Raw genomic sequence first — 26712 nt, 5'->3', positions numbered from 1 at the left:
ACGGTCAGAGGTCATTTTTTATTGCTGGCGCTGAATAGCAGTTCTTTTTCTTCTTTTGTGAGACTATCATAGCCTGACTTTGAAATTTTATCAAGTATGATGTCGATTTTTTTCTGTTTCTCGGCCCTGATGCGGTTATATTCATCATCATTCAAAGGGTGGCCGGTATTAACTTCTTTATACCGTGCATACCGGGGTTTGTCAAACCACGTGAAGAGATTTTTTATTCCGTACCAGTTTATTCCGGGGAAATTTTTCAATCCTCTCCGGTATAGCATAACCGACGAAAAGCCCCAGAGCGCTCCGCCAAGATGAGCAATATGACCGCCGGGATTTCCCCTGTTGATACTTAAAAGATCGATAATGACCAGGACTATGGCCAGGTACTTGAGCTTTATTCTGCCCAGTAAAAGAAGGTATACCTTGTAATTCGGAGCATATGTCGCAATGGCAACAAGGATAGCCAGAACAGAGGCAGAGGCGCCAAGAGCGACCGACATTCTCACATCTTCACTGAAGACCGGGAAAATGTTGTAGGAAACAATGAAAAACAAGGCACCGGCCAGTCCACCCCAGATGTAAGTGTTCACAAGCTTCCGGTCGTCAAGGAATTCGGTAAAGATCCGGCCTCCGAAATAGAGAACCATCATGTTAAACAAAATATGAAAGAAACTCTCCTGCGTGAACATATAGGTGACGATGGTCCATGGCCTGGCCAGCAAGAGATGAAGATCGGAAGGCACCGCAAGCCAAAAGGTCACTTTTGACGCTCCCGCTATATCGGTTAATGTGACATCCATCGTGAATAACCAATAGAATAGATTGATTATGTTGATAATCAGAAAAATGACGATATTGATCAGGATCAGAAGCGACAGAGCCGACTTACTCCTGAAAAAAGATTTAATGCCGCTTAAGGGAGATTGATAGTATTCCATAATCAGTAAGTGCCTCTTCGGGGTCGTTTATTCCAGTATTTCATCATGGCAAAACCAAAGATCATTCCGCCCAGATGGGCAAAGTGTGCGACATTGTCACCGGGATTATTGGCAATGCCCATATATAGTTCAATGCCACCATACAGCATGACAAAATACTTTGCCTTGATGGGGATGGCAAAATAGATATATAACAGTGAATTTGGAAACATCAGGCCAAAAGCCATCAGGATGCCAAAAATAGCACCTGATGCCCCCACAGTAGGAATATCCATCCTGAATTTTAATAGGTCATTGATATATCCTAATGAATCCTGTATGTATTTTGGATCTGTTGGTGTCCGGATCCATTCAGTGACGAATCCTGAAAGCTGGTCAGCGTAAAACGGGAAGTTATCTTTGACTATCGCCGTGAACTGTTCCGGTGAAGGGCTTGAAGCGTAAAGATCCACCGCTGTCTGGAGAGAAGAAAATTTCCACCATAGTATCAGCATCTGGATCAGTGCTGCACCAATACCTGTGACCAGGTAAAAGGTCAGAAACCGCTTCGGACCCCAGACATTCTCAAGCACATTGCCAAACATCCACAAGGCAAACATATTGAAGAATATGTGCCCCAGACCACCATGCATGAACATATAAGTGATAAACTGTAAGGGATTAAATTTTTCCGACAGTACATAGTGTAGCCCGAGAAAATCTGTCAGATCAACATTAAAAGTACGGCCCACAGCAAAGGTTCCCAGAAAAAAGAGGACATTAATGATAAGAAGATTTTTTACCACTAATGGTAGAACATTGAATCCGCCTGGCCGATATTGTCCGTTGTTCATTATTAGTGCTGATTAGATTTTTTTCAACCGTTTTTCCATTTCTTCCATGCTCACAATAAGAAAAGTAGGCAACCCGTCAGGTGTAATGTCAGGTGTTGAACAGGAGAACAATTTGTCGATAAGATTGTTCATCTCTTCTTGGGTAAGCCTGCGCCCTGACCCTATCGAAGCTTGCTTCGCCATCGACCGTGCCACATGCGTCTTCTTATCCATGGCAATATCTGTCTGCCTGTTCTTATAATTTTCAATGAGATTTTCCAGAAATGCATTGGTGTCTTTAATTTCCAATCCTGCCGGTACTCCCTCGACAATAAATGTATTTTTGCCGAATTCATTGATGTCAAATCCCAGTATCCTGATCTCTGTTAATATCTCTTTGATGACTTCGGTATCGATGGGGGAAAATTTGACTGTCTGGGGATAGAGGAGCTGCTGTGATGCGCCCTGGTTCAGATTTAACCACTGCATGAACTGTTCATACAGAATACGCTGATGAGCCGCTTTCTGATCCACGACCAGTAATCCGGATTTGATAATTGTCACGATGTAAGTGTTGCTGATCTGGAAAATGATTTTCCCGGCAATGGTATCGTCTTCTTCACTCCAGTCATGTTCAATGATTTTTTGAGCCTGAGCGTCGCCTCCCGGTTTCTCCTCACTCTTCGCTCTTCGCTCTTCGCCTGTCTGCTCTTCAAAGGGATTATAATCCGGATTTACCGTAATCTTCGGCTGTACAACAGGTCTGTCAGAAGAGAATGGTTCAAACCGGATGCTCTGCTCAACATCGAAATCAATGGATGGTGTCAGGCTGTGAATACCCAAAGCCTTTTTTACTGCGGAACGAAGCACGGCATAAATGATTTGCTGGTTTTGGAAATTTATTTCAGTTTTGGTGGGATGGATATTCACATCTATTGTCGCCGGATCAACGTCAAAACTGATGAAATAGGCAGGAAAGGAATTTTTCGCAATCACCTCCTCGAAGGCACTTTCAATGGCATGATGCAAATAGCCATGCCGGATAAATCGCTTATTGACAAAGAAATATTGTTCACCTCTGGTTTTCCTGGCAAATTGTGGTTTACCGATGAATCCCCGGATGGAAATGATATCGGTTTTTTCTTCTACAGGCACCAGGCGCTCACTGTATTGATTTCCCATAATACCTGCAATCCGTCCTTTAGGATGTGTTTTATCCAGTTGGAAGACTAATTGGTTATTATGGTGCAGTGTAAATGCAATATCCGGGTGGATAAGGGCAACACGCTGGAATTCTTCAATAATATGCCGCATTTCGGCTGGATCCGATTTCAGGAAGTTACGCCTGGCCGGTACATTGAAGAAGAGGTTTTTGACGGCTATGGAAGTGCCGTTCTGACATGAACAAGGGTATTGGTTTTTAACCTTTGACCCCTCAATTTCAATACATGTTCCAAGGTCATCTTCCACACGCTTGGTTTTTAATTCTACTTGGGCAACAGCCGCAACGGATGCCAGCGCTTCTCCGCGAAATCCAAGTGTACGTACAGACATGAGATCCTTTGCATTCGATATTTTCGACGTGGAATGCCGCTCGAAACTCAGCCGGGCATCGGTCTCACTCATGCCACAACCATCATCAATGACTTCTAATAATATCTTTCCGGAAGATTTGACGATAACATTTACTCTGGAGGCGCCGGCATCAATGGAATTCTCCATCAGCTCCTTAATGGCTGATGCCGGCCGCTGAATGACCTCCCCTGCAGCTATCTGGTTAGCAACCGAATCAGGTAATAAATGTATGATATCCGGCATACGCGTTTATATTCCAAATCCCTAACTCCAAAATCACCCCCAAACCATTATTGATCATTGTCTAAGCTTCTTACGTGAAAAAAATAAAATATATCAAAACAGCGAGAATCACGAGGAAAATGACCAGGCGCTGCATGTCGGACCTTTTTTTTGATCTGCGGCCCTCATTGTGCCACCTTCTGCGGATCTCATCACGCATGCCTGCCTCCCTGTTGCTCATGCCTCCCGCCATCATTTTCCGCTTGCGCTGCTCCATCTCGTCTTTCTCCGCATCATAGTACCTTGTCTTAAATTCAAATTGTTTTGGCTTTGGCGTTTTGAAGAAGAAAAATTTCATTTCGCATTGTTTTGTACAAAAGTATCCATAATTTTTCAAATACTCCGGAATTTATAGCCCGGACTTATTAGTACATTTGCAAAAGATGTTCAATACTTCAAATGACATGACTGTGAATAACTCGCTAAAGGATTCTCCCGAAAAGCTTATCGTCGTTGGCGACAGGGTTCTCATCAGGCCGGTGCAATTGTCAGATAAATCCAAGGGTGGGCTTTTCCTCCCTCCGGGCTATAAGGAAAAAGAAGAGATACATACGGGTTATGTGATTAAGGTCGGTCCTGGCTATCCAATACCAACTGGTGAAGATATAGATGAACCGTGGAAAAAAGCCGGCGAGAAGATAAAATATATCCCACTGCAGGCAAAAGTGGGAGATAAGGCTATCTTTCTGCAGAAAGGCGCAATAGAGATCGTTTATAACGAGGAAAAATATTTTCTTGTGCCGCAATATTCAATTCTTCTGCTCGAACGGGATGAGGAGTTGTTTGAATAGTTGAAAAGGGATGTCATCCCTTTTATCATGCATTCCGGGCAAAAACAGGAAACCTTGTACTGACAAAATAAAAGCTCCCGAAAAGAATACCATTATAAAACAGACTTCCGGCAACTTCGTTCAGGAAAAAGGAAATGCCATTATTTCCATTATTGAAAAAGGCCAGCCCTGCTATGTAACTTTGTATAAGGCCCTGGAAAGTCTGCGGATATAGGGGACTGCCTATCCATGCACCAAAGTTTGTGATCAGGAAGAACAGTACCGAAGATCCTAATGAAGCCGCTAAGACTGTGCTGAGTGTGATCTTCCTGCTCAGAATGAAACCTATCATGACAATGAAAGCAAAACTGACATAAACAGGTACCATGGTCCCATGAAAACCTATTATGGCATCGCTTAGGAACATCGCTGCCAGAGGAACAACAAACGACAGATATTTTTTCCCAAGATAAGTACCTCCAAATAAAGCTATGGCTGCAATAGGAGTGAAGTTTGGCCAGTGAGGGATAAGACGGGCTATAGCTGCAAGAAGTATAACAGCTATGATATAAAAAAACCGGGGAGTGAATAATTTAGTATTCATGATAAAAGATATTTGTTTGGAACACCTGACAAAGTTAACATTTCATTTGAAAAACCGGTGAATGGTTATTAAAATTTAATGAACAGGTACAGGCTTATAATTTTGTTAAATTTGAAGCCCTCCAAATAGTAGGAATATATGAAGAAAAAATATTTTGTCCTGATATATTTTTTAATCATGCTCACAATATCATGCTCTCACAGGGAGAGATCTGACCTGATCATTTTCAATGCCCATGTCTGTACCTTGGATGATAAAGCACCTTTTGCAGAAAGCTTCGCAGTGATAAATGGCAAAATCGCCGCTTCCGGTTCAAACAAAGAAATCCTGAAGAAGTTCACATCGGATCAAATGATAGATGCAAAAGAAAAATATATTTTCCCGGGCTTCATCGACGGTCACTGCCATTTTTATGGGTATGGCATTGATGTTCTTACCATGACTAACCTTCGGGGTACCGGTTCTTTTCAGGAAATCCTGGATATACTGAAAAAACACCACCAGAATTCAACCGGCGGATGGATTCGCGGAAGAGGATGGGATCAGAATGTCTGGACAGTAAAACAATTCCCTGATAAAACCGGACTCGACAGTGTCTTTCCAAACATACCTGTACTGATAACCCGTGTTGATGGACATGCCGCCCTGGCAAACAGCGAAGCCCTGAAAAGAGCCGGTATAATCCCTGATACGAGGGTCAATGACGGAACAGTAGAGATTTTAAATGGACAACTGACCGGCATACTTACCGATAATGCCATTGACCTGGTCACAAAAGTAATACCTGAAACTAACCGTCAGACGGAAATTGATGCATTGAAAACTGCTCAAAATGATTGTTTTAAATATGGACTGACCATGGTCGCTGATGCCGGCTTGTCGAATCGTGTAATAAACCTTATCGATTCACTTCAGCAAGCCGGAATCGTTAAAATGCGCATCGATGCCATGATGGAACCATCAGATGAGAATGTCGCCCAATTTATGGATAAAGGTGTATATAAGACTGAGCGGCTTCGCGTGGGTTCTGTCAAATTGTATGCCGACGGAGCTCTGGGTTCCCGCGGTGCAGTCCTCCTGGAACCGTATTCTGACCAGCCTGATAGTCATGGACTGATGATAGAGTCACCGGCCTATTATAAAACGATGTGTGAGAAAGCATATGCAGCAAATTACCAGGTCAATACTCATGCCATCGGCGATTCCGGAGTGAGATGCATGCTCCATGTCTATGCGGATATCCTTATGGGTCCTAATGACCGCCGTTGGCGCATTGAACATGCCCAGGTGGTCAAAAAGGAAGATTTCAAGCTGTTTGGCCAGTATCATATCATCCCTTCAATTCAGGCCACTCATGCTACATCCGACATGTACTGGGCTGAGGATCGTCTCGGCAAAGATAGGATTAAAGGTGCGTACGCCTATCATGATCTGCTGGCACAAAATGGTTGGCTGGTGAATGGCACGGATTTCCCGGTAGAGAATATTAATCCGCTGTTTACTTTCTATGCCGCTGTGACCAGAAAAGACCTCAAAGGATACCCACCGGGTGGATTCCAGCCTGAAAATGCCCTGACACGCGAAGAAGCCCTGAAATCAATGACCATCTGGGCTGCGAAAGGTAGCTTCATGGAAAATGAAACAGGAAGCATCATAGAGGGAAAATGTGCCGATTTTGTTATCCTGGATAAAGACATCATGACAATACCCGAGGCAGAAATCCCTTCGGTCAGGGTCATTAAAACCTTCGTCAATGGTGAGCTTGTTTTTGATGAAGGCTGGGAGAAATAGTTTTTAACCGGAAATGACAGGCATCGCGCTGTCTATCCTTTATCACAGGTCATTATACAGGTAATTTACTCCGAACATGGTCATCATCTCCTCAAATCGCATCCATTTATCTTCACCATATTTGAGTAAGCTTGTCCTTATCTTTTCAATCGGTTTGGGATGGGTCAGATCTGTTGCTGACTTGGAAAAGAATTTATCTGCATAGCAGACAATCTTTTCTTCGACTGTCACCGGAAGCATGTTTCGATGGGGGAGAGGCAGGTCGTTTTTCAGAATATCCTGTTTGGAGATACCCACCCCGATATGCCGCTCACATACCGGTGCAATCTTTTTTAATCCTTCTTTTTCAAGTATCTCCCTGCCAAGAAAACCATGGGCTATATATGGGTAGGTTCCGCGACAGCCAATATCCGGAGCGTCGGTCATAAAGATTCCAATATCATGCAATAATGCAGAACTGCGGATCACTTCATGATCAGGATTCATGTGGGCGTTCATTTCCGCTATCAGCAAAGCTGCTTCCATCACCCTGATGCTGTGAATATAAAGATATTTCCGGGCTTCTGAACCCTCCGGATAGTATTTATCAAAAATTTCAAAAGATGTCATCCGAAATATCCTTTGTGTTGTCGGTGATTTACAATTAATGAATTATTATCAGAGCTGTTTTTCGATCCACATCATCACATCATGGTAGACATCTTCTTTATTGAGTTCATTCAACATTTCATGCCTGCCGTCAGAATATATTTTTAGTGTAAGATTTATTAATCCGGCCTGACTGTATAAATCTCTGACTTTAAGTACTCCTTTTGTAAAGTCCCCGACAGGATCCGATGCACCTGACAGGATAAAAACCGGAAGATCCTTAGGTATCCGGCTGATATTTTTTCTTTTAATGATCTCCCTCATACCATAAAATAATCCAGAATAAAACGCAGATGTAGACGGATATCCGCATAAATTATCATGGACATAACGCCTTACCGATTCCTTATCGCAGCTGAGCCAGTCAAAATCTGTCTCCGACGGTTTGAAATGCCGGTTAAATTGTTTGTAAGCCAGATAATTTATTAAATAGTCCCGGTGGTGCTTGCCACAGAGTACTCTTGTCACCGCAGCCAGACCAGTGCCCAACAGGGTAAGAATTTTTGGAGAATAGTTTGTACCGGATAATATTAAACCATCGATTTTATCCTGATTCGAGAAAATATAGTACCTCGACAACAGGCTTCCCATACTGTGTCCGAAAAGGAAAACAGGAATATCGGGATTTTCTTTCTTGATGATTGCGGCCAGGGTATGCATATTTTCAATAACCTGTGACCAACCTTTTTTACCTTCAAAATATCCAAGTTCCTCAGGTTTTCGTGCCGTCCTGCCATGTCCGGGATGATCATTGGCATATACGATATATCCATTCCTGACCAGGAATTCCGCAAACGACGCATATCGGCCGGCATGTTCCATCATTCCATGGGAAATCTGAATAATAGCCCGCGGAGCGCCTGCTGTAACAATATGCCATTTATAGCAGTATATATCCAGCCCGGTGTGATCTTTGAAAGTAAACGTCAATTGATTTACCAACGGAATATGATATTGACCTTGATATTGCAAAAATACGGAATCAATACAGAAAATGAATCATTCGTAACTTGTAAAAAAAATTGTATATTTGCACTCAATAGGACCTGTAGCTTAATTGGATAGAGCATCTGACTACGGATCAGAAGGTTGGGGGTTCGACTCCCTCCAGGTTCACTCCACTCACAAATCTCTCACCGCTCTGAGAAAGCGCGCATTTCAACCCCTTACCACATAAGGGATTCTGAAATACAATTCTTAAAGTTTATTGCCATTTTGCTTCACAAAAACGTCACGGGATTTTATGCCACGGATAAAAATCATAATCAGAGAGGATTACAAAAAAAGGTATGGATATCCACCTGCATTACAGAAACCTGTCTGTTGGCTGCTGCATTTATTTTCAGTTAAATACAGTGTCAGTCATGGTTTATGAGAGTTTTTTGAGGGTTAGGTTTATCAATTTTTTTATAGTATATTTGTACTTTGAAATTGTAAAATAAAAAATCGTCAAATGTCAAACGAAAACTTAACCAAGAACCAAGAGTTTGTGAATAAAAACCTTGAAAAACTTCTAAATCTTTACAAAAACAAATATATTCTTGTGTATAAGCAAGAAGTTGTCGGGTCATTTGATACTTATGAAGTGGCTGCTGAAGAAGGTATTAAAGCATATGGGATTGATGGTAGTTTCCTTGTTCACTATGTAACCGAAACCAATCCGGTAAACTTTATTTCAGCCGCTATATTATGATAAATACCTTTCATTTTGGTGGACTTCAACAAGTCGAGAAGGATGGTAAAAAAGTCCTTAGGCCATTACCGCCACATGTTATTTTACAGAATGGAGGCCCGATAATTCCAGTTATAATTACACATCCAAAGTCGGTTGCCGATCAACTCATTATAGATGGAAAGCCAGTTCCGGCAATACAAGTCCGTGCATTGATTGATACTGGTGCTTTTGGCTGTGTAATTACTCCAGATATTGCTCAGCAACTTAATCTTGTTCAAACAGGATTTCAAAAAGTCACATCAGTAAACAATGAGGAAAGTCAACCGGCTTATTTTGCCAGATTGCAATTTAACTGGGGTAAAGGAAAGGATGTCCAGGTTGTATGCTGTCCACTTAAGGGACCTTTTGATGTCTTAATAGGGCGGGATATTTTAATCCACTGGAATTTTATTTATAATGGTAAGGATGGCTTTATCATAATTTGCGATTAAGCAGTTACTGTCGTCTTTTAAGGTTGTAGCTAACTTTTGAGCAATGTAAGCTGGTTTGAAGATGATACCTCCGATTTAGCGCAGGAAGAAGAAAAAACCTGACAGGAATTTGAATCAAAATATGACCGGGTACAATTAATAGAGCAACTTAAAGAGATAATCAAAGACAAGAGTACGATCATTGCTCAATCAAAAAATTTGAACATCTCGAAAAGGAATTAAATAAATGCCATTAGCAAATTTCAGAGCCACGCTAAAGGAGTGCTTAGAATGACCTATTTATTCATTTAAAAATAATATCATGGACTTCAAAGACCAATTAAAACAATTAGCCGACCGTGTTGAAAAACTCAGAGATCTTACCTTTACTGAAGAAGCTACAAAAAATGCATTCATTATGCCATTTATTCAGGCATTAGGATATGATGTTTTCAATCCCCAGGAAGTTATACCTGAATTTATCTCGGATATTGGAATTAAAAAAGGAGAAAAGGTTGATTATGCCATTATGAGTGGAGGTCACCCCATTATTCTTATCGAATGTAAATATTGGAAAGATGAATTGGATGTGCATAATACCCAATTACTCCGGTATTTTAATGTAACCAGGGCAAAATTTGCCATACTGACTAATGGTATCATCTACCGCTTCTATACTGATTTAGATCAATCAAATATGATGGATGAAAAGCCATTCCTTGATATTAATATTTTAGAAATCAAAGATTCTCAAGTCGAGGAACTGAAGAAATTCCATAAATCATATTTTAACATTGATAATATTGTCAATACAGCAAGCTTTCTCAAATATTCAAATGAGATAAAAAATTTACTTACCAATGAATTCAGGCAACCATCCGAACAATTTATAAGGTATATGATTGCTAAGGTTTATGATGGGAAGGCAACCACAAAGGTAATTGGTCTTTTTACCGAGATCACTAAAAATTCATGTCAACAATTTATCAGTGATATTATTACCGAACGCTTAAAAACAGCACTTATAAAAGAAAAAGAATCTGGCAAACAGGAAGAGGAAAAATTAATAATTGAACAACCGAAAGAAAATCTCATTGAAACAACAGAGGAAGAGATTGAAGGTTATTACATCATTAAGTCAATACTCCGGCAAAGTATAGATCCAAGTCGGATATTCTATCGCGATTTTCAGAGATTTTTTAGTATATTAATCGATAACTCCATCAGGAATACGGTTTGCCGCCTTTATCTGACCAAAAATAGTAAACAGATTGCATTCATCGATGAGAATAAAAAAGAAGTCAAATCAGAAATGACATCACTTGATGATATTTATAAATATTCTGATCAATTGATTACCATCGCAAAAACCTTTATAAAAGACTGATTATGAAAAGAATTCTAATCTTATCTATATTCCTGGTTTGGGGAATTAGTAAGTTATTTAGCCAGGAACCAATTCAGATTGATACAAATACCATAAAAAATCCTCCTAAATATCTATATTGTGAAATAGTCGGTCAAAGCAAGATGTTAAGCAATAAAGTTACAATAGAAATTGATTTTGGACAAAAAACAAAATTTTTTGAAAATCGAAAACTCAAGGATCCGGTAACCGGAAACCCGGTTGTCTTTAATTCAATGATTGATGCTTTAAATTTTATGGGAAAAGATGGATGGGAATTTGTACAAGCCTATCTAATTGGTGAGTCAAACGTTTATGTATATCATTTCTTATTAAAAAAGCCATTCATCGACTTCGATGCAGCAACGCAAAAGGAAATGCTTAAATAATTTATTCTTTTAATATTATCAATTATGGAATGGATCTGTTCATGTTTTTTTGAAAATGATGAGAGGGTTAAGACTTGTAAACAATGTGGTAATCTAAAACCATTAAATCCGAATGACCTAAGCCTTAACTATCCCAACCTATCAGTCAATGATAGGCAAGGGTATTGGTATCTGCTTTCAGCTTATAATCACTATGCACAATTTGAAGTGATAAAAAATGAAATTGAAGATGCGAAAAAGTTAAAACCATCATCAGGAACACAACAACTGGCGCAATATGAAAGTATAATAAACTCAATAAAAGCAAGCTTCGATATATCATATAATCAATGCCTTGAGCTCCTTAACCTATCTAATGCATTTTCCGGTACTATCCAAATAACAATTCCTGAAAAAGAAATGACTTTCACTAATAAAATACTTAAGGCTAAATCTTATTATCAAAAAGGATTTATTTATTATTTATTGAATCGATTTAATGAAGCGATTGAAAGTTTAAAATTATCCTTAGAGATTAGTAAACAACAGATAACATTATTCCTGATTGCCAGATGTTATGAAATGATACCACTCCAAATGAGTTCATGGTCCAGTTCAGCAAAACAAGCCGAAGCCATTAAAAAACATCAGGAACCAGCTATCGAATATTATACTAAGGCGTTTGAAAGTAATCCCTTCACCGAATGTGGTTTAGAAAGCGGTATAAAATTGATGGAGAAATATCTTATTAAAGACTTAAAACCTTAATCCAGATGAAATATGGCCATTAAAAAAACTCAGCCATCAAAACCAATTCCAAAACCAGTTCATCTTCCGCGTAAGGAAAAAGAAGACAGGTCGGGAGCTGGTGCTAATAAAGGAGTAGATACAAGAGAAAGCTCAAAAGCACTGAACAAGGAATGATGAGAATCATCTTACTTGCTTTCTCTAATCGTTGTAAGCGTCGATTGTTAATGATTCTGTTTTCAACAATTGATTCATCATAATCAATACATTTTGATAGAATCATATTTTTATAGGCTAATGCAGGGTCTTCAAATGGTTCAAAGAATTCATCAGTCAATAATCCTTCAGCTCTCGTTCCCGGTATATTGATTGAATACATTTTTTGAGCACGGAATGAAAAATATAAAATCAGGATTACATTACAGATGAATGGAATACCGGATATCATATATTCACCAGATACTTCGCCAGTAATCCATGATCCCAATACAACAATTAATATACTTAAAAAAAGTCCGAATATCCAGGCCGATTTTTTTGAATGACCATTTGCTGTTTCCACAGTTGCATTGAGTGTTTTTTCAGCCTGTTCAAGGATGAATTTTAAATGATCAATCTCAATTTTTGACCAATTTTTTTGAAGATAAGGTGATAATTCCATGTATTATGTTATAAAATTAACACAAAGATATTCAGATTTTAACGGAGAAAAAAGACAAAAGCAACCACTTCACGAAAACTTCACGGATTGGATTAACAATAAATCATAATAAATTGAATAATAATATATTGGTGAATAGGAGAGTACTCCCTCCCGGTTCATAAACCGAAATTAAGTTGCTGAATCGCAAAGTTCCTCCATTGGGAAAAAGTACTAATCCATCCTTTCTGATTTCTTTACTTCTTCATTTGACGATGCTCTTCTCGGACAATAGGGAAGGGGATATTTGAATTCGGGATCCGGAAAATTGGCTTCAATGCAGTCGATTGGATCACAACATGTATAACAGATCCTTTTGAATGATCTGAACCCCAGGAGTTGAACATGTGGTGAAAGCAAATTGTCTTTGATGGGTTCATCCATGAAGAGGTCTGTGCTTAGGTACTTTTTATTATCGTCAGCAAATACGGTCACTACGACGGCATTTTTCCCTAACTCATTCTGTATTTTTAATGCTCCTATGAAATTGGCTCCGGATGAAATGCCGACACCAAGTCCCATAACCGCTAACTTTTGTGCCATGATGATACTATCTCCATCGTCGACTGCCACGACCTCATCCAGTTCTTTCAGGTTGACAATAGCGGGAATAAATTCATCGGATATTCCCTGAATACGGTGCTTTCCAACCTTGTGACCTGTTGATAGTGTTGGGGAGCTTGCAGGCTCAAGCGGATGTAACTTGATTTGAGGATTCATTTCTTTCAGGTATCGTCCTGCACCCATAATAGTTCCACCTGTTCCGACACCTGCGATAAAGGCATCAGGGATGATGTTGCGGTACCTTATCTGCCACCAGATTTCCGGCCCGGTCGTCATGTAATGAGCTTTAATATTATCTGCATTCGAAAACTGCTGAGGCAGAAAAGCATGGCCTTCAGATACTGCCAATTCTTCTGCACGGCTTATGCTGCCCAGAAAACCTCCTTCTGCTTTACTTACCAGGTTAATCTGTGCACCGAAACTGCGAATGAGGTTTATCCGTTCCTTACTCATCCAATCTGGCATGAATATGGTCACAGGATGGCCAAGAGCCCGGCCAATGGCACTGAAAGATATCCCTGTGTTACCGCTGGTGGCTTCGATAATGCGGTCACCCGGTTGCAACAAACCTTTATTATAGGCCTGCTGTAAAATATAAAATGCCATCCGGTCTTTTATGCTTCCGGTCATGTTATGATTCTCAGCCTTTGCATAAATAATACGGTCTTCCCCTTTATATTTGAATTCTATTGCCAATAAAGGTGTGTTGCCTATCAGGCTGGCAAGTCCCTTTATGTTTTTTGCCTGTTTATAATTCATAGTAACCGGATATGGATGATAAATTCATTGTTAAGCCCGGTTAAGATTCTTAACACATGTTGGGCCGTCGAACAGATATATAGACCTGCCAGGCAAAAATAGTAATTTAATGAGACCTGCTTGAGAATGACTTCGAAATTTAACACAGAAAAAAATGTTGATCAATGAATTATATTTTTTATAATTTTATACCGTAATATGGTAAAGCAAATGAATTAAATGATTTAAAAATGTGAAATACAGTATTTAATTAACATATATTAACGACCCCAACGTAACCCGAAAGTGTTTTTACCCTATTTTACAAGTGTTCACCAATCCTTTTGTATTATATGGAAATACATGATGGCCATGATTTTACAATCCTGATTGTTGATGATACCCCCAAGAATCTTCAATTATTAGGCAGTACTCTCAAACAAAATGAATATAAAGTTGAATTTGCTTTAGACGGTGAAAAAGCCCTTACCTGGATTGAAAAAAAAGAATTTGATCTTATTCTTCTTGATGTCATGATGCCTGGAATGTCCGGATTTGAGGTTTGTGAAAAAATCCGGAAAGTTCAGCAGTATGATGACGTCCCCATTATCTTTCTCACTGCCAAGGTCGAAAAAGAAAGTATTCTCGAAGGTTTTGAATTGGGTGCCCAGGATTATGTGACCAAACCTTTTGATATCCGTGAGCTTCTTGCCCGCGTAAAAACCCAACTGGAGATCAGATCGAACCGGAAAAAGCTTAAAGAAGTCAATCAGTGGCTTGAACATCAGGTGAGAGAGAGAACCAGTCAGCTCACAGATGTCAATAAAAAACTTGAAGACCTGAATAATGAATTAAGGCTGGCAGTGGATAATCTCCAGGAGAAAGAAATTGAATTAAGTAAAGCATTATCCGATGTCCGGCTATTAAAAGAGCAGGTTGAAGCAGAAAATATCGTGCTGCGCGAAGAAATCATGCTGGAACATAATTTTGAGGAAATTATTGGCGTGAGTGATACATTACGCCATGCTCTGTCGAAAGTTGAAAGGGTTGCCCCCACCGATACATCAGTGCTTATTGAAGGAGAAACAGGAGTGGGGAAAGAGCTTTTCGCCCGGGCTATTCACCATGAAAGCCCGCGGAAAGACCGGCCTCTTTTGAAATTAAGTTGCGCAGCGTTGCCGGCTAACCTTATCGAAAGCGAGTTGTTCGGATACGAAAAGGGCGCTTTTACAGGTGCTGTCAAATCACAGATGGGCCGCTTTGAACTGGCCGATAAAGGCACTATTTTTCTTGACGAAATTGGTGAATTACCACTGGAATTGCAGGTTAAACTATTACGTGTCATTCAAAATGGCGAATTTGAACGGCTTGGCAGCCCCCATACACATAAAGTCGATGTCAGGATTATCGCTGCCACTAACAGAACACTCCTGAATGAGGTAAAGGAAGGTCGCTTCAGGGAAGATCTTTACTTCCGTCTCAATGTTTATCCCATCACAGTCCCACCATTACGTGAGCGAAAAGATGACATTCCCCTGCTGGTCAATCATTTCATCAACCGGTTCAATAAAAAAGTAGGAAAGTCCATTGATCGCATACCACAGAGAACTATGAGGGCTCTCATGAATTATGCATGGCCCGGAAATATCAGGGAACTTGAGAATATCATTGAACGGGCCATGATTACCTCAAGAAGCAATACCCTTGTTCTCTCCGATAAACTTGATACTGCTGAATCAGGTAAGAATGAGGATACCCGGCGTCCCACGCTTGAGGAACTTGAGAAAAATTATATCACAGATGTCCTTGAAGAAACATACTGGAAAATTGAAGGCCAGGATGGAGCAGCAAGGATACTGGATATGCACCCCGAAACATTGCGGTCAAGGATGCGAAAACTTGATATCAGAAAACCTGTCCGTAAGCAATCATAGCTACCTTGATTTTTTCCATGATTATTCACAAAAACCATGTAATATAATGGTTATTGCAATGGTGCTATCAGAAGTTTGTCGAATTTTGATAGCTAACTATCATATATTCAATATATTAGAAGAGAAATACATTTTTTAATTAAATGGTATAATAGTTGCCTGAAGAAGACGCCATAATTATTTAATCAAAGTGAAAACTAACCAAAATAACAATCAGAAAATGAGAAAAGCGATACTTACTTTTACACTGCTTCTTTTTTCAGTTGCTTATTTATATAGTCAGTTGCCTGTTGAGATATCTTTACAGTCGACAATAAAAGATAAAGATGGTAAGATTATTCCCAATCAGACTGTTACTATTAAAATTACGATAATAGAAACCGGAGTGAATGGTGAGATTGTATATTGTGAGCTTCATAATCCGCTGACTGATCAGAATGGAGTCGTTTCACTACCAATTGGTCGTGGAGAGGTTCAGACAGGAGATTTTATTTCCCTTAATTGGAATACTAAAAGTTATGTGTTGAAGACAACCTGCAATACACCTCAGGGCACACCTTGTAAACTTTATGGTACATCTCAGCTCTTAAGCTATAAAACTCCCACTGCAGGTACTGACAAATCCAATGAGGATTTGTGTATGCCGGGTAATATGTATTCAACCCCAGGTATGCTAATCCTTGCTCCACCCGAACGCATCGAAGAATGGATGTTCGAACCGACTAAAGTGAATCCTTCAAATAAACCTTAATAACCGAATTAATTCCATCTCTGGAATCTTTTCCATGGTCTTTTGACCATTACGAAACGTTCGATTTATTGTTCACATAAACCTTATGACACAAAAATAATAGTACTTGTTGAGAGTACTATTATTTTGTATTATATTTAATGATAATCATTAAATATAATGACTTATTAAGTAATAATTCAGTTAAAATTAAATAAAAAAATTAATCTAATAAATTGACAATCAATATTTAAATAGAATGTTCTAAATCCTGGCATGTATTTTGGCATAGAGGTATCATGACATTTAAAGTTATGATTTCCACTGCAAAAATACTCCGCGCTTTTCTTCGAATTAAAATCCTCTGGGCAGTTTTATTATACTCTACAGTTATTTCAGGTTCTAATTGGACAGTGATCAATTCACCTGAAGCTACTCCGGCCAGGATCAATTTATTGACTTCTGATATCACTACCTCCACCATCAGTTTTACAATTGATGGCTTTATATTGAATGATGCCATGTCGCAGAGAGGAAATGCTTCCTATGTCCGTCTTGAAAATTCCACACCGCTTTTACTGTCTGGCTGCCCTGATCTCGTAAAACTAACTTCCTCCGTCATTATCCCCGATAAGGATGAAATGGCTGTGAGCATTCTCTCTTCTCATTATACTGATTACATTAATATAGATATAATCCCGTCAAAAGGAGACCTTTCAAGAAATTTAAATCCGTCTGGGGTACAGTTTGAATATAGTGACGTCTATACTACGGATGCCTTCTTTCCGGGTAACCTGGCCGAAATTAGCGATCCCTTCATTATGAGGGATTTCCGTGGCCAAACCGTGATTGTATATCCTTTTCAGTATAATCCGGTCACGAAAATATTAAGGGTCTATGATGAAATAACGGTTCAGATAACTTCTACTGGCAGGGAAGGGAAAAATCCATTATTAAGAACCAGCGCATTAACAGCTATTCAACCTGAATTCCTGGCGTTATATAATCACCATTTCCTAAATTCCGGCAATGCCACTGATAAGCGTTATGAATTTGTATCAGAAAATGGAATGATGCTCATCATTTCTTATGGTCCCTTTATGCAAACAATGGCACCATTTATTGAATGGAAAAAAACTATAGGAATCCCAACTGAAATGGTTGACGTGGCTACCATTGGAGATGCAAATGCCATCAAAACGTATGTTGAGAATTATTATAATAATAATGGACTGACATACCTTCTCATTGTAGGTGATGCCCAGCAGGTGCCTCCATATATGTCTGAATCGGGTGCTTCGGATATCAGCTATGCTTTTGTTGCAGGACAAGACCATTATCCGGATTTGTTTGTTGGCCGCTTTTCTGCTGAGAACTCAGATCAACTCAGAGTCCAGGTTCAAAAAACAATCAACTATGAGAGATATCCTTACTCTTCAGGAGAATGGTTGAAAAACTCTGTTGGAATCGCTTCTTCACTGGGTCCCGGTGATGATAATGAACGTGACTACCAGCATGTGAGAAATATGCAAAATGATCTGATCAACTTTACCTATACTTCAAATTTTGAATTATTCGATGGTTCCCAGGGAAATAACGACCAGAATGGCAATCCGACATGGGAAATGGTGGCTGACAGAATTAATAATGGTGCCGGTCTGCTATTGTATACCGGCATTAGCAGCACATCCAACTGGTCGACATCAAATTTTAATAACGACCATATAAATACTCTTAACAACAATGGTAAATACCCGTTCATCATTTCGGTCGGATGCCTTGCAGGTAATTTTGTCAATGGTACTTGTATGGCTGAAATATGGTTGAGAGCGTCAAAAAATGGTAACCCGACAGGCGCTGTGGCTGCATTTATGTCGACGTCTACGCAGAGCTGGTATCCACCAATGGCTGCGCAGGATGAAATGATTGACATCCTTACTTCAAATGTACCCGCTAATATGAAATTCACCTTTGGTGGCTTAACAGCAAGTGGATGCATGGCTATGAATGATAAATATTATCAGGCCGGGTACAAAGCAACTGACACATGGGTCGTTTTTGGTGATCCTTCATTACAGATCAGAACTGATAATCCATCGGTTATGGATGTTCAGCATCCCGCTGCAATTGCCTTCGACTGTGAACAGATTACAATTATTGCGAATGTAAATAATGGTTTGGCTACCTTTACTTCACAAGGTGAAATCATCGGTTCAGGATATATTTCTGATGGCTCAGCCACCATTCTTTTTAATAAAACTATTCAGTCCGACAGCATTACAATCGCTGTGACTTCATTTAATCATATCCCTTTTATCAGTCGGATTCCGGTTATCAAATACCCGACAGTTGCCGTTAATCCTTTTCCTGAGAACCACAGCAAGATGGTATCCCCATATACTAAACTAAATTGGGAAAAGGGGTTTGGGGCACGACCCGCTTATTATATTGTATATTTTGGTACGGATAATCCCCCATCTAATTTGATCAATGGTCAGATAGTAAGTGATACGATTATCACTCTGAATAACCCCTTGTCATATGAACAAGTGTACTACTGGAAGGTGGATGCGGTTAATGCAAATGGCTTGGCAGAAGGCAATATTTGGGAATTTACTGTTAATTCAGTGCCTGATGAAACTTTTGAAAACTCTGGTTTAATCAGGGAGTTGTGGGATTTCGCCGGTACATCCGGTTGGGAAATTGATGAAACCTATGCTCAAAGCGGGCGTTTCTCAGCTCACTCCGGAATTGTCACCGATAATGAATACTCGTCCATACTTTATGACTATAACGCGTTGGATGACGACTATGTCGGATTCTGGGCTAAAGTATCGTGTGAGCTAAATAAAGATAAACTGCAGCTTCTGGTCGACGGTATCATCATTGCTGAATACAGCGGTGAAATAGAGTGGTCAGAATATACCTATCCCGTTCCTCAGGGAATGCATACACTTGAGTGGAAGTATATAAAAGATGAAGAAGGTACATCAGGAATGGACGGTGCCTGGATTGATGATCTTTACCTCCCAGATAATGATAGTATCAGCGCATTTGCGGGTAAAGATGCTACGATATGTGCCGACAGAAACTATGAATTATCTGGTTACGCAAATAACTATACATCTCTTCTCTGGACAACATACGGAAATGGATATTTTATTGATGATAAAGCACTTAGCACTCTATATATTCCTGGCGTTGATGATGTCAAACAAGGTTATGTCCTCCTGAAACTTGAAGCCATTAATGCCTATGCTGAAACGATCGTTTCTGATGAAATGGTGTTAGACTTTATGGCACTTCCTGCGATTAACAGTATTCCTGATACAATTCTGGATGTAAATCAAAACATTGTCCTGGATGCATATGGAGAAGATATTGCAAACTATCTATGGTTGCCTTATGAACAAACAGCTTCAAGTCTCTTCGTAGATTCTACAGGAATCGGAGTGGGATTGCAGAAAATAAAGCTTTATGTCACAGGAAATAATGGTTGTGTGAACGAGAAAACTATTAACATAACTTTCGAGCAGAACCGGGATAATTCGGGCATATCGCTCAATGTATATCCCAATCCCTCTCCAGGTGTGGTTTTTTATGAAATGTCCTCTGACAGAAATGAAAACTTCAGATACCAGGTTCTTGATTTAAATGGTAAGCTGGTATTACAGTCTGATAAAGTTGAAAGCAAAAAGAACTATTCCGGAATGCTGGATCTATCATTTCTTCCTGAGGGAATGTATTTCTTCAAAGCTGATGGAGAACAAACATCAACAGTGCAAAGGATTATATTGCAATAGTATAGGACAAAGGGATAGTCTACGGTCATCCCCTATCCAGGTAAGGGGCTTTTCATAGGAAAGGGTGACAAAGAGGCAGGCACCTGGGCTTGCCTCTTTTTATTTATTTCGAATGTAAATAATAGGATTTCGGCCCGATATTTATTAATTGGTAGATTAAATTGTATTTTTAGTGAGCATATGCTTATCTTTATTGAGATGACCTGCTGAATCTCGCAAAGATCTCACGAACCGAGATACAGGTGAGGATGCCACATTGTATTTTACTTTTAAAACTGATGATAAAAATGAAAGAAAAAATCATTTTGCTTGTTGAAGATAACCCTGATGACGTGGAACTTACGCTTAGGGCATTGAAGAAGAATAATATAAAAAACAAAGTCGTGATAAAGACTGATGGTGCTGAAGCTGTTGATTACCTTTTTGGAGAAAGTAACAATCCGGGTATCACACAACCTTCGTTACCTGCCGTGGTGCTTCTTGATCTGAAACTCCCGAAGGTTGATGGTTTTGAAGTTCTACGAATGATTCGCACGAAAGATCGTACAAAACACTTACCGGTTGTTATTCTAACGTCATCAAAGGAAGAACATGACATCGTCAGATGTTATGATATGGGCGCTAATAGTTATATCCGGAAACCAGTTGATTTTCAGAAATTTATTGAGGCCATTAAATATCTTGGACTTTACTGGTTGACCTTTAATGAAACAGCTCCCAACAAATTCATATAAGTATTCCTTTATCTGAGATTTCAAAATCAGAGAACTATTTTTTTTCGATAGCATTTCCTGTTATAAATTTTTTCTAATTGCACTTGGAATTCAATGTGCATTGTTGTACCTTTATGATTCTCATTCCTTTAAATAAAAAGCATGATGAAAAAAATGATTTTTCTTGCAGTATTTGTGTTGACTTCTTTATTAGTAATGGGGCAGGATAGGAATATCTATGCCGAAGTCAATGGAAATGAAGTAACCTTATGGCAGACCAATGCTGAACGTAACTGCGGTGCTCTTTATATGATGCAGTGTACACTCAATGACTACCATTTGCAATGGTTACAGCAAGATACTGGTTTAGCGGCTTTCTGTTTATGTTATTTTGATATGTCTGTGACGGTCGGTCCGCTTTCACCGGGAATTTATTCTGCTGATGTGTATCATACGGAAATTAGCGCTCCTGACACCCTTTTTTATGATGGTTCTACATCATTTACTATTTCAAAGTCGGCATTACGCGATACAATAAATATTATCGATCAATATCAGAGCGATTGTTATGGGGGAGTTGGAATAAATTCAGATGAAAATGACGGGAATTCACGACTTTCACAGAATTATCCAAATCCCTTTAAGAATGCAACATGTATTCAGTATTCATCTCCTTTGAATAGTCAGCAACAAATGTTCATTTTTAATGCTTTCGGACAGGTGGTCAGATCATTTGAATTATCCGGCACAGTGAGGGGAATTATTAAATGGGATGGAAGAGATGGTAAAGGTGATCGATTACCCCCTGGAATATACTATTATGTATTGGAGATGGATAAAAGAGCCGTTTTTAAATGTGTATTGTTATCGGGGAACTGATGGGCGTGTAATGTATTCTTTTAAAAATCAATGCCTTTAAGAAATACTGTACCTCACCTTTTCGGCTGACTATATTTAAATCTTATTCTGCCAGGAAAATGTATTGGGTATTAAATAATTAAAACGTTTATTTAAGAACAAATCCGGCCTTTTTAGTATTCTCTGAATCTGTGCCGACAAATACTTTGAATTCCCCGGATTCTGCGATTAATTTCATTTCACTGTCATAAAACATCAGATCTTTTGCTAAGATCTCGAAATCCACTTGCCTTGATTCGCCCGGTTTCAGCGATATTTTCCTGAATCCTTTAAGTTCTTTAACAGGTCGGGTGATGCTTGCAACCATGTCTCTGATATAAAGCTGAACTGTTTCCTCACCCTCTTTTTGACCTGTATTAGCTACAGTAACAGAAATTTTAAGTGTACCATTCATGTTCATTACGCTATCGCTTAAAGTGATCTCTGAATATTTGAAATCCGTATAGCTGAGTCCATAACCGAAAGGATAAAGCGGGGTATTGGGCATATCGAGATATTTACTGGTCCATTTGCTTTCAGATATAGGGCGGCCCGTATTTTTGAAATTATAGTATAGCGGAACCTGGCCAATACTTCTTGGAAATGAGACGGGCAGCTTGCCTGAAGGGTTGTAATCACCGAATAGCACATCGGCAATGGCATCACCTGCCATTGTACCGAGAAACCATGTTTCGAGAATGGCCGGGATATAGCTGTCCATCCATGCAATAGTTAGCGGCCGGCCATTCATCAGCACAACAACAACTGGTTTTCCTGTTTCGTATATCCTTTTGACCAGGTCTTCCTGCACACCTGGTATTCTGAGCGATGATCGGCTGGCAGCCTCACCGCTCATCCATGCACCTTCGCCGACAGCAACAATGACAACATCAGCCTGTCTGGCTGCTGCAATGGCTTCATCGAATCTTGTCGTTGAATCATCGTCGATATTACATCCTTTTGAATAAATGATCTTCGTTTCGGGTGCGACTTTACGTTCGATCCCTTTAAGCAATGTTATGCATTTGTTATAATCACCTGCAGCCGACCATGACCCAATGAGTTCTTTTTTATTGTCGGCAAGCGGGCCTATAACTGCGATAACTCCGGTTTCCTTCCTCAGAGGTAATAGATGCCCTTTATTTTTTAACAGCACAATTGATTTTTTAGCTATTTTGCGCGCAAATTCGAGGTTGTCTTTTGACATGACCAATTCCTTTTCCCTTTGTTCATCGCAATACCTGTATGGATCATCAAAAAGTCCCAGCGCATATTTCATACGTAATATACGTCTCACAGCATCGTCCACAAATTTTATATCAACTTTTCCTTCTTTGATTGACCCGGAGAGGTAGTTATTATATACTGCACCCTGCATGTCCATATCAACACCGGCATTTAGGGCCAGCTCGCCAGCTTCTTTTTCATTTGCAACAATGCCGTGAGGTACCATCTCATTAATTGATGTATAGTCGGTAACAACAAAACCCTGAAATTTCCATTCATCTTTTAAAATGACCCTCAACGTATATCTATTACCTGTGGCCGGGATGCCATTGATTTCATTAAACGCTGACATGATCGTTCCGACGCCTGCTTCAACAGCGGCATGGAAAGGTGGGAGGTATGTCTCCCGGAGAGTCCGGTCAGAAATATCAACAGTGTTGTAATCGCGTCCTGCGATAGCGGCTCCATAGGCTACATAGTGTTTAGCGCAAGCCAAAAGTGTATTATTTGCCGCCAAATCATTATTTTGAAATCCTTTAACCCGTGCTTTTGCAATCATAGAGCCCAGATAAGGGTCTTCCCCGGCCCCTTCTGAAATCCTGCCCCAGCGAGGATCACGGGCAATATCTACCATTGGTGCAAATGTCCAGTTGAGGCCTTCTGCAGAAGCTTCAATTGCAGCTATCCTTGCTGATTTCTCAATAGCTTCCATATCCCAGCTTGCTGCTTCACCTAAAGGAATGGGGAATATGCTCTTATATCCGTGAATCACGTCATAACCGAACATCAGAGGAATATGTAAACGTGTGCTGTCAACCGCCAGCCGTTGCATATCCCTGACATATCTTACACCATAGGCATTAAATATTGCCCCTACACGCCCTCGTCTGATGTTTTCCTTATATCCGCTTTGCATGGTAGGCCCTGTTACGTCCCAATCACTTGTAAATAATGTCATCTGTCCAATCTTTTCTTCAAGGGTCATGAGCGACAGAATAGAGTCGATCTTCAATTCTGTCATCTTATCAGAGAATATAGTTTCTCTTTTGTTGTTTTTGCATCCGGCTATAAAAATAAAAACGAATATCCCTGACAGGATGATAGAATAGAAATGGATTTTTTTGGTTTTCATCTGTTAATTCTATTTAATTTTTTATTCAGCAGAAATCTGCATCCGGATCAGGTCAGATTTTTATTATAGCACCTGAATCTCTTATTTAACTGGCTGTTTTCAAAATATTTCCATTGTGAAAGTACTTTGACATTATCGGCTTGCATCTGTGTGACATTAATATATTTGATCCCTCGTTTAATGGAAGAATTGACCAATTCAGAAATGACAATGGCATTGGCACCTTTACTTTGATATTCAGTATTTACTCCAATAAGTAAAAGATCAAGAGTGTCGTTTTTCTTAAGGGCTTTCCATAAAGGATAAAATCCTGTGGGAAACAAGCGGCCTTTGGTTTTCTGCAGAGCCTTTGATAGCGAGGGCATGGTGATGCCAAAAGCCACAACTCTGTCATTTTTATCCAGTACAAATGATACAAAATCCGGGTCCAGAAATTTATAATATCCTTCCATGACAAGTTCTATCTGTTCTTCAGTTAGTCTGACAGCCGACGAAAATGTGCTATAGACGTCGTTAAGAAGGCTGAAGAACCCCTTTTTGTACTTCAGCATATCCTTTTTATTCCGCACTACACCACTTCTGAGGTTATACCGGTCCATGGCAATGTGAGCAATCTGTTCAATTTTTTGGGGAACATTCTCCGGAAGGTTAAAACTGTACTCAACAAATTCAGTATCTCTTTGGTAACCAAATTTTTCAATAATCTCAGGATAATATGGAAAGTTATAGTTAGACGAAGATGTAGCCAAATAATCAAATCCCTCCACGAGCATACCGTGTTTATCAAGATTGGTAAATCCGTAAGGCCCGTAAATTTTTACCATGCCCATGTGTTTGGCCCAGTTTTCGGCTGTTTCAATTAATGCCGCAGCAACTTGTTCATCATCTATAAAATCAAACCAGCTGAACCGGCCACATTTTTCATTGCTTTTTTCAACGTACTTGTGGTTCACTATTCCGGCTATTCGGCCAGCTATCTTGTCATTCTTATAAGCCAGCCAATATTTCGCTTGGCAAAATTCAAAGGCAGGATTCTTCCTCGAATCCAGTGTGGATCTTTCCTTAAAGATGAGCGGAGGAACGTAATTTTTATTCCCCCTGTAAAGGTATAGCGGGAACTGGATGAACTGCTTTAATTCCCTGGTAGAACTAATTTCTTTGATATAGATATTCTTCCTCATATAAAAGGGCCAAAATGATTTCTTTAAGGGTGGATCACATTATGACAATTTTTACCTGGTTTCCGGAGTATTAATGTGATAAAATTAAGCATTATCCTGAAATTTTCAAATCAATCAAACAGCCTTAAATAAGGGCCGGCAAACCGGGAGTCAACTGTATTGGTTTCCATATAGAGCATAGCCTTGGGAAGAAAGAGTTTTGCTTTCCTCGTAAGACCGTTTTCTGTTCTCGAATAAAAGTAGCCGTATTCACTTTCAAGAAATTCATTGGCTTCGCAAAATCGCTGCATATCCTGTGGTGTGCTAAAGATAATATAAGCTATATCGATGATGGTATCACCTTTTTTGACGGGTATTACATAGATATTTATTCCCTGGTAATTGCCAAACAGCTCTTCAAATTGAGGATAGCCATTCATTAAACCGATTTTTCCCCTGAAGAATCTTAATAATGGTAAGTGTTGCTTTAGTGGTTCATTTGTTAAAAGATCAGGGAAGATGATCGTATCATCAGGTATTTTATCAGTGACAATCCTGGCTAGGAGTACCATAATCTGCTGATTCTGTGGCTTTGAGATGATTATGGAAATATAATAACATCCTTTTAAGATAATGAGCTGATATGGATTGTAACAGTGTTGAACAGGCAGTGAGTCAATGGTTTCACAATTATTACGGTGGAGAGAAAAAATCCCCAAAGCTGCTTCCTTATCTGACATTTCAAAGACGTCTATCTTGATGACCTTGCCTTGCCAGTCTATTTCCTGAACGAAGACCCTTAAAAATCCATATTCCAGATATATATCTGCACCGCCGTCGATATATCCCCATAAGGCATTACCTTCATAAACCGAAGATCGGACTATTGTTCCACCGGAAATATCCTTTGGTTCAATAAAAGGTGTTTTGTCAGGTCTTTGTGCCATTAGGCTAATAGTACACGCCAGGCTTAGAAAAAGTGCGCTTAAATATAATCTCATTTTAAAAATGGATGTATCGTTATAGACT

The 26712-nt window shown here is 39.5% G+C and carries 24 protein-coding genes and 1 tRNA gene; 13 read left to right on the top strand and 12 right to left on the bottom strand.

The annotated features are described in order from the left end of the window. Positions 1–11: 11 nt before the first annotated feature. The 4 genes from NT175_05715 to NT175_05700 all read right to left on the bottom strand — a co-directional run bounded on the left by NT175_05715 (position 12) and on the right by NT175_05700 (position 3905). Positions 12–938, bottom strand: coding sequence for a rhomboid family intramembrane serine protease (locus NT175_05715; protein MCX6234210.1), 927 nt, complete (start codon positions 936–938; stop codon positions 12–14). A gap of 2 nt (positions 939–940) precedes the next feature. Further along, positions 941–1771 carry a rhomboid family intramembrane serine protease gene (locus tag NT175_05710; protein ID MCX6234209.1) on the bottom strand — a complete coding sequence of 277 codons (831 nt, stop codon included), beginning with the start codon at positions 1769–1771 and terminating at the stop codon, positions 941–943. Positions 1772–1783: 12 nt separating this feature from the next. Continuing rightward, the gene (gene mutL / locus NT175_05705; GenBank protein MCX6234208.1) at positions 1784–3568 is read right to left on the bottom strand and encodes a DNA mismatch repair endonuclease MutL; all 1785 of its coding nucleotides are present in this window, start codon (positions 3566–3568) and stop codon (positions 1784–1786) included. A gap of 70 nt (positions 3569–3638) precedes the next feature. Further along, positions 3639–3905, bottom strand: coding sequence for a hypothetical protein (locus tag NT175_05700; GenBank protein MCX6234207.1), 267 nt, complete (start codon positions 3903–3905; stop codon positions 3639–3641). Positions 3906–3990: 85 nt separating this feature from the next. Between NT175_05700 and NT175_05695 the strand changes: the two genes are divergently transcribed. After that, on the top strand, positions 3991–4398 hold the full coding sequence (locus NT175_05695; GenBank protein MCX6234206.1) for a co-chaperone GroES family protein: 408 nt from the start codon (positions 3991–3993) through the stop codon (positions 4396–4398). Positions 4399–4423: 25 nt separating this feature from the next. On the opposite strand, the gene NT175_05690 is transcribed toward NT175_05695, so the two are convergent. After that, positions 4424–4981 carry a hypothetical protein gene (locus NT175_05690; GenBank protein MCX6234205.1) on the bottom strand — a complete coding sequence of 186 codons (558 nt, stop codon included), beginning with the start codon at positions 4979–4981 and terminating at the stop codon, positions 4424–4426. Positions 4982–5119: 138 nt separating this feature from the next. Between NT175_05690 and NT175_05685 the strand changes: the two genes are divergently transcribed. Then, entirely contained in the window at positions 5120–6772 is a 1653-nt protein-coding gene (locus NT175_05685; GenBank protein ID MCX6234204.1) for an amidohydrolase, read from the top strand. Between the two features lie 42 nt (positions 6773–6814). On the opposite strand, the gene NT175_05680 is transcribed toward NT175_05685, so the two are convergent. After that, complete coding sequence (locus NT175_05680; protein ID MCX6234203.1) at positions 6815–7381, bottom strand: HD domain-containing protein; 567 nt, start codon at positions 7379–7381, stop codon at positions 6815–6817. 48 nt (positions 7382–7429) lie between these two features. After that, a complete protein-coding gene (locus NT175_05675) occupies positions 7430–8362 on the bottom strand; it encodes a lysophospholipase (protein ID MCX6234202.1) in 933 nt (310 codons plus the stop codon). A gap of 100 nt (positions 8363–8462) precedes the next feature. Here NT175_05675 and NT175_05670 point away from each other — a divergent pair. From NT175_05670 to NT175_05645, 6 genes are all read left to right on the top strand, one after another. Further along, a tRNA-Arg gene (locus tag NT175_05670) sits at positions 8463–8536 on the top strand. 337 nt (positions 8537–8873) lie between these two features. Continuing rightward, positions 8874–9113, top strand: coding sequence for a DUF5678 domain-containing protein (locus NT175_05665; GenBank protein ID MCX6234201.1), 240 nt, complete (start codon positions 8874–8876; stop codon positions 9111–9113). Further along, a complete protein-coding gene (locus tag NT175_05660) occupies positions 9110–9586 on the top strand; it encodes a retropepsin-like aspartic protease (GenBank protein MCX6234200.1) in 477 nt (158 codons plus the stop codon). The genes NT175_05665 and NT175_05660 overlap by 4 nt, the downstream gene beginning before the upstream one ends. Positions 9587–9887: 301 nt before the next feature. Continuing rightward, positions 9888–10952 (top strand): type I restriction endonuclease, encoded by a 1065-nt coding sequence (locus NT175_05655; GenBank protein ID MCX6234199.1) that lies wholly within the window; start codon positions 9888–9890, stop codon positions 10950–10952. A gap of 2 nt (positions 10953–10954) precedes the next feature. After that, entirely contained in the window at positions 10955–11359 is a 405-nt protein-coding gene (locus NT175_05650; protein MCX6234198.1) for a hypothetical protein, read from the top strand. Between the two features lie 24 nt (positions 11360–11383). After that, positions 11384–12106 carry a tetratricopeptide repeat protein gene (locus tag NT175_05645; GenBank protein MCX6234197.1) on the top strand — a complete coding sequence of 241 codons (723 nt, stop codon included), beginning with the start codon at positions 11384–11386 and terminating at the stop codon, positions 12104–12106. A 103-nt stretch (positions 12107–12209) separates the two neighbouring features. Here NT175_05645 and NT175_05640 read toward each other — a convergent pair whose 3' ends face one another. Together NT175_05640 and NT175_05635 are read right to left on the bottom strand one after the other, a co-directional pair. Further along, positions 12210–12746, bottom strand: a complete 537-nt coding sequence (locus tag NT175_05640; GenBank protein MCX6234196.1) for a hypothetical protein — start codon at positions 12744–12746, stop codon at positions 12210–12212. 213 nt (positions 12747–12959) lie between these two features. Then, positions 12960–14108, bottom strand: coding sequence for a cysteine synthase family protein (locus NT175_05635; protein ID MCX6234195.1), 1149 nt, complete (start codon positions 14106–14108; stop codon positions 12960–12962). A gap of 332 nt (positions 14109–14440) precedes the next feature. Here NT175_05635 and NT175_05630 point away from each other — a divergent pair, with 332 nt between their 5' ends. The 5 genes from NT175_05630 to NT175_05610 all read left to right on the top strand — a co-directional run bounded on the left by NT175_05630 (position 14441) and on the right by NT175_05610 (position 22146). After that, entirely contained in the window at positions 14441–16021 is a 1581-nt protein-coding gene (locus NT175_05630; protein ID MCX6234194.1) for a sigma-54 dependent transcriptional regulator, read from the top strand. A 220-nt stretch (positions 16022–16241) separates the two neighbouring features. Further along, positions 16242–16772, top strand: a complete 531-nt coding sequence (locus NT175_05625; GenBank protein MCX6234193.1) for a hypothetical protein — start codon at positions 16242–16244, stop codon at positions 16770–16772. 278 nt (positions 16773–17050) lie between these two features. Then, on the top strand, positions 17051–20554 hold the full coding sequence (locus NT175_05620; protein MCX6234192.1) for a C25 family cysteine peptidase: 3504 nt from the start codon (positions 17051–17053) through the stop codon (positions 20552–20554). A 287-nt stretch (positions 20555–20841) separates the two neighbouring features. Then, on the top strand, positions 20842–21288 hold the full coding sequence (locus NT175_05615) for a response regulator (protein MCX6234191.1): 447 nt from the start codon (positions 20842–20844) through the stop codon (positions 21286–21288). Between the two features lie 144 nt (positions 21289–21432). Beyond that, on the top strand, positions 21433–22146 hold the full coding sequence (locus tag NT175_05610) for a hypothetical protein (protein ID MCX6234190.1): 714 nt from the start codon (positions 21433–21435) through the stop codon (positions 22144–22146). Positions 22147–22273: 127 nt separating this feature from the next. Here the strand turns inward: NT175_05610 and NT175_05605 are convergent, their stop codons facing one another. The 3 genes from NT175_05605 to NT175_05595 all read right to left on the bottom strand — a co-directional run bounded on the left by NT175_05605 (position 22274) and on the right by NT175_05595 (position 26630). Further along, entirely contained in the window at positions 22274–24523 is a 2250-nt protein-coding gene (locus NT175_05605; protein ID MCX6234189.1) for a glycoside hydrolase family 3 C-terminal domain-containing protein, read from the bottom strand. Positions 24524–24570: 47 nt separating this feature from the next. Next, positions 24571–25704: a hypothetical protein gene (locus tag NT175_05600; GenBank protein ID MCX6234188.1), complete on the bottom strand. Its 1134-nt coding sequence runs from the start codon at positions 25702–25704 to the stop codon at positions 24571–24573. Between the two features lie 110 nt (positions 25705–25814). Then, positions 25815–26630 carry a hypothetical protein gene (locus NT175_05595; GenBank protein ID MCX6234187.1) on the bottom strand — a complete coding sequence of 272 codons (816 nt, stop codon included), beginning with the start codon at positions 26628–26630 and terminating at the stop codon, positions 25815–25817. Between the last annotated feature and the right edge of the window lie 82 nt (positions 26631–26712).

The organism is Bacteroidota bacterium (assembly GCA_026391695.1).
GTDB lineage: Bacteria > Bacteroidota > Bacteroidia > Bacteroidales > JAGONC01 > JAPLDP01.
Note: the sequence above shows the minus strand (reverse complement) of the source record. Positions and strands in the feature narration are given on the sequence as shown.